The 5,034-nt window shown below is 51.7% G+C and carries 3 protein-coding genes; 2 read left to right on the top strand and 1 reads right to left on the bottom strand.

The genetic code is table 11. The annotated features are described in order from the left end of the window. Together GX135_07145 and GX135_07140 are read left to right on the top strand one after the other, a co-directional pair. A partial coding sequence (locus tag GX135_07145; GenBank protein ID NLN85859.1) for a sel1 repeat family protein occupies positions 1-478 on the top strand: 478 nt, incomplete at its 5' end. Positions 479-801: 323 nt separating this feature from the next. Then, positions 802-3,723 carry a T9SS type A sorting domain-containing protein gene (locus tag GX135_07140; protein NLN85858.1) on the top strand — a complete coding sequence of 974 codons (2,922 nt, stop codon included), beginning with the start codon at positions 802-804 and terminating at the stop codon, positions 3,721-3,723. A gap of 309 nt (positions 3,724-4,032) precedes the next feature. On the opposite strand, the gene GX135_07135 is transcribed toward GX135_07140, so the two are convergent. After that, positions 4,033-5,034, bottom strand: a 1,002-nt coding sequence (locus GX135_07135; GenBank protein NLN85857.1) for a sodium/proton-translocating pyrophosphatase, incomplete at its 5' end; no start/stop codon positions are given.

Genomic DNA, 5,034 nt, shown 5'->3' with positions numbered 1-5,034 from the left:
GGACCACAAGCAAGCTGCCAACTGGTTCAAGCTCGCAGCAGAGCAGAGCCTCCCCGTTGCGCAATTCAACCTGGGAAGATTGTACTCCACCGGCCAGGGCGTGTCACAAAACAAAACAGAGGCTGCCAAATGGTTCCGCCTCGCCGCAGAGCAGGGTCATGTGGAAGCGCAATACCATCTGGGCTGTTTGTATACCATGGGCGAAGGCATGGCACTGGATAACCGGGAAGCTTTCAGATGCTGGCGCCTCGCCGCAGAGCAGGGTCATGCAGATGCCCAAAACAATTTGGGGGTGATGTGCGAACATGGCTTGGGCGTGGAACAGGACAAGGAGGAAGCCTATTTCTGGTATTTGCTGGCTGCGGCAGGAGGCTCTGAACAGGGTGTGGAAAACAGAGACACCCTGGGCAGGGAACTGAAGAAAGCGCAGCGAAAACGGGCAGAGGAGCGGGCTTTGGGGTGGCGAGGTAGCGAGTAGAAAGTATTCAGTTGTCAGTATTTCAGGCGTTGCGCACAGCGAAAGGTTAAAACGATAGCACGATAATCACCATCAAGGTCTGGTTCTTTTGTGCAGCTCAGGATGGCATATAGTCGCCCTTTTCCAGCCCCCGAAAGAGAATCGGATATTTGACAAGGAAAAGTCAGGCAAGAGTTTGGTTGGAATAAAGAAGGAGGATACGGGTGATTCCGTGAAATACAGCCTAAAAATCATAAGGCAGTAGCTATAATATTATATCGTACGGAACAAAACTTGCATAAAATTGAAATAAGCGAAAAGATACACTTCAATGGGGAGGAAAGATGAAACAGCGAATTTTGTTGCTGACTTACGTTCTGGCAGTGGTTTTTGCCGGAGCGCAAGAGGTTACTTTCAGGAAAGCCTGGAAGCTTGATTGGTATGGCAACCAGGTTCGATGCGCCGATGGCAGCGTGATTAGCTTTTGGGAAGACACGGATGCCGGCGACACAGACATTTACGCCCAAAGAATCAATGATACCGGACAGGCGCTTTGGAGCAAGCCAAAGATTGTTGCGGGTGGAGGTGGCGTTCAGGAATTTGTGAGCTGTGTGAGGTGTTCAGACGACAATTTTGTGCTTGTTTTCCAGTGTTCGGGACATGGCTATAGGCATGGCTATTCACTGCAAAAAATTAACCCGAACGGCGAGACTCTCTGGGGTGCCGACGGGATTGAAATCATCGAGGGAGCTGCCCGGATAAGCATTGTTCCCAATGAGGTGGGCGGGGTTTTCGTCATTTATGCCGATGATTTTTCGACCCATAACGTGAGAGGACAAAATCTTGACGCGCAGGGCAATCTGCTTTGGCCCGAAGAGGGATTATCTCTGGTTTCCGAAAGCGCGCGCTTCCTTTTTCAAGGTGCATTGAGCGATTTGGAAGGTGGCTTCATTGTAAATTGGAACGAAGGCACCGGGATTGAAAACTGGACAACCCAGCTTTACCGTTTTGACGCGGATGGAGCGCAAATTGGTGAAGAACCAATGGTTACGCCTGATGCCATGCAGGGAGGCGGACGCTTCGAAATCGTCCCAGACCGTGCCGGCGGGTTTTTGCTTTGGAATACAAGGGAAGAACCCACCACCCACATCGCCTTCCAGCGCATGGACACCAGTGGCAATCTTCAATTTGGCCGACCTTACCTGTTTGATTTGCAGACGCAAATCAGCTATTGGGAAAAAATCTCTGTGGAGCCGCTCGCGAAGGGCGGTTTGGTTTTCACCTGGAAGAAATACAACGGAAGTTCAGATGAGGCGGAGATTAAAGCCCAGCGCTTGGCTGCTGATTTTTCTGAACTTTGGGGTGAAAACGGCGTCAGCACCGGAGCTTTGGCAGCGCGGGATATCGTTGGTCAGGTCCAAGTTTCCGCAGACGCTCAGGGCGGCGCATGGCTTGCCTGGACGATTGGAGACAACCTCAACCTTGGTGTTTGCACCCAGTATATTTTGCCTGATGGCAGCCCGGCTTGGCCAGATGGCGCAAAGGTTCTCAGTCTTGATGATGCCTGGCGCGCTCAACAGCCTGCGCTGACAGCTTTTTCAGACGGCGCTTTGCTCATCTGGCGCGACCTTCAGGGCCAAAACGTAAATGTCCGCCGTCAGGCTTTGGACACAAACGGCACGCCATATCTGGCCGCGGGAGGCGAAACTTTGGTTTCCCGGCTGGATGGCATAGCCTTTCTGGCGAGAGTTCTGCCGCTGGGAGATAAATATCTGGTTATGTGGTATGACGACCGCGATTACTACGATAACATCTATTATCAGATTTGTGACCAAACCGAAAATCTGCTTTTGGAGGAAAACGGCAGGGCGCTGCCTCGTGAAACCCTCAGCAATCCTGGCGGCATGACAGCGATTTCCCTTCCCGACGGCACAGCCGCCATGCTCATCAACAGAGGCAGCAGTGTTTTTCTGCAGAGAATCAAAGGCATGGGGGAAGCGGTGTATCCCGGAGACGGCTTGCCTGTGTTTACGCTGGACCATAGCCCCAGTGCCGCCATGGAATATGATGATTCCGGGCTTTCGGTGGTCTGGAAACGCTATGATTTTTCCGGCCCCACCCAAGCCTCTTTTCGCTTTCAAAAAATTGTGGGCAACACCCTGCAGTGGGAACCAGAGGGAAAAACAATTGTCACTTTTCCAGCGGGGACGAATATCAGATTTAAGGGTTTCAGAGATGGATATATCATTTTTGAAACTTATGGTTATAACGGGACGTATACCAACTGCCATGTGCTGAAAATCGATGAGCAGGGAGAGATTGATTCAAACTGGCCACAAGAGGGTTTGATTGTCTTGGAGGGATGCAATTACCACGCTTCCGCAATTGTGGATGGCGACCTCATCATTTTCGGCAAAAGCACGGCGGATTATAGCTTGAAGGCTCAGCGCCTGACCAGTTGCGGCTTGCGTCTTTGGGGTGATGAGGGCTATAATTATGGAAACAGAGCCTTTTACAGCCTCTTGGACGGAGAGCAACTCAGCATGCTCCAACCCGGCGGGCAGGGCGGAAACTCGATGTATTTTCAAATGATGGATGGCGATGGAAACTTCATTCTTGATGATTCCGGAATCCTGCTGGAAGAAACAGGCAGATTCCTGTACAGCGCCAGCTTGGTCGATTTTCCAAATTCGAGTAAGGCGGCAATTTGGTCAACCTGCCCTGATAGCGGCGGTTACAGGGATGTTTTCATGAGGTTCATCAAACCGGATGGCGAATTGCTGGATGACGAAACCATCACCCTCTGCGATGCCTGGCTGGAACAAGATGGAGCTCAAGCCGTCGCGCATGGATATCAGGCGCTGGTGGCTTGGAACGATGCCCGCTCCGGGATTTTGGACAGCGAATATTTCGTGCAGGGGGTATATGGAAGCTTCATCTACAATCAATATACTTCCGCGGATGACCCGCATATCCCGCCACTTTTTGAAACGGCTCTATTTCAAAATCATCCCAATCCTTTCAATCCCGAAACCAGGCTTTCCTTCAGCCTGCCCGCGGCTGGAAAAACCAGCCTGGCAATTTATAACCTGAAGGGACAAAAAGTTGCCACGCTGCTGGATGAGGAGGAACTGCCCGCGGGAAAACACAGCCTGCTGTGGAACGGACGCGACCAGCAGGGAAACCCGGTTGCCAGCGGTGTGTATATTCAAAGACTGAACTTTGGTGGCCAAACCCTTGTCCGCAAGATGGTTTTGGCAAAGTAAGATAGTATAACCCGAAGTCCATAAGCCACGGGAAAGCGGTGAATTACGAAGCTTCCTGCCACCTTTGGGCTTCGGGTTTTTTTTGTTTCAGAGCGGGGTTTTGATTGTTCCTTGACTCTGACTCAGGTGTAATTCGAACATGACAAATGTAGTTCCCCATTGGCTTAGGGGATGTTCGGGAGATGATTCTGGGATAATCTGGAGCCACAGGCAAGAGTGGGGCAGAGGCGGGTTTTTCAAAAGCATGAAAAAAGCCCAAAAGCTTGGGGGTTGATGCCTGCTTTTGGGCGATAAATAGTTTAGTGGTTTTTAGCGCGGGACGGGAGGATTGGTGGGGATTTCTTCCGTTTCCCCGGCTGGGTTTTCTATGCTGTTAATACATTCATCTGTGATGACCCGCTCGTCTTTGCAGGCGCTGTTATCCACCGCGTCTTTGTCCAGTTTCAACAGATTGTTATAGGAGGTGGTTTCGATTTTTTGTTTGCTGAAGGGAGGCTTGATTTTTTCCACCCTGAGGCTGTAATTCACGATGAGACCGGCAAAAACGATGGAAACCATGCTCATGAGCTTGATGAGAATGTTGATGCAGGGGCCGGCTGTGTCTTTGAAAGGGTCTCCAACAGTGTCGCCCACCACGGTGGCTTTGTGGACTGAGGATGATTTTCCGCCAAACTGTCCGGTTTCCACATACTTTTTGGCGTTGTCCCAGGCGCCGCCGGAATTGTTCAGCATAATCGCCAAAACGAAGCCGCAGACCATGGCGCCTGCCAAAACACCCAAAACGCCTGCCACACCGAAGATGAGGCCGGTGATGATGGGAGTGGCGATGCCCACGATTGCGGGAACAAGCATCTGCTGTTGGGCGCCGATGGTGGCAATCGTTACACAACTGGAGTAATCGGGCTTGCCGGTTCCTTCCATGATGCCGGGGATTTCCTTGAACTGGCGACGCACTTCAGCCACCATGAGACCGGCGGCTTTTCCCACCGCCTCGATGGTGAGCGCGGCAAAAACAAAGACAGCCATGCTGCCGATGAAGATGCCCAGCAGGAATTTGGGGTTCAGGACATGAATCTGATAGTAGTTTATAAAGTCCATCACGGTGGCTTGGTCCACGCGCACGTGTTCCACCAGCTCTTTGCTGTGGTTAATCGTCATGTAGATATATTGATTGGCTTTACCGCCCATATCGATGAGCGCGGCGCGGATTTCCTCCAGATAGGCTGCCAAAAGCGCCATCGCCGTCAGGGCGGCACTTCCGATGGCAAAACCCTTTCCGGTGGCAGCGGTTGTGTTTCCCACGCTGTCCAG

It is taken from the genome of Candidatus Cloacimonadota bacterium, assembly GCA_012522635.1.
Lineage (GTDB): Bacteria > Cloacimonadota > Cloacimonadia > Cloacimonadales > Cloacimonadaceae > Syntrophosphaera.
Note: the sequence above shows the minus strand (reverse complement) of the source record. Positions and strands in the feature narration are given on the sequence as shown.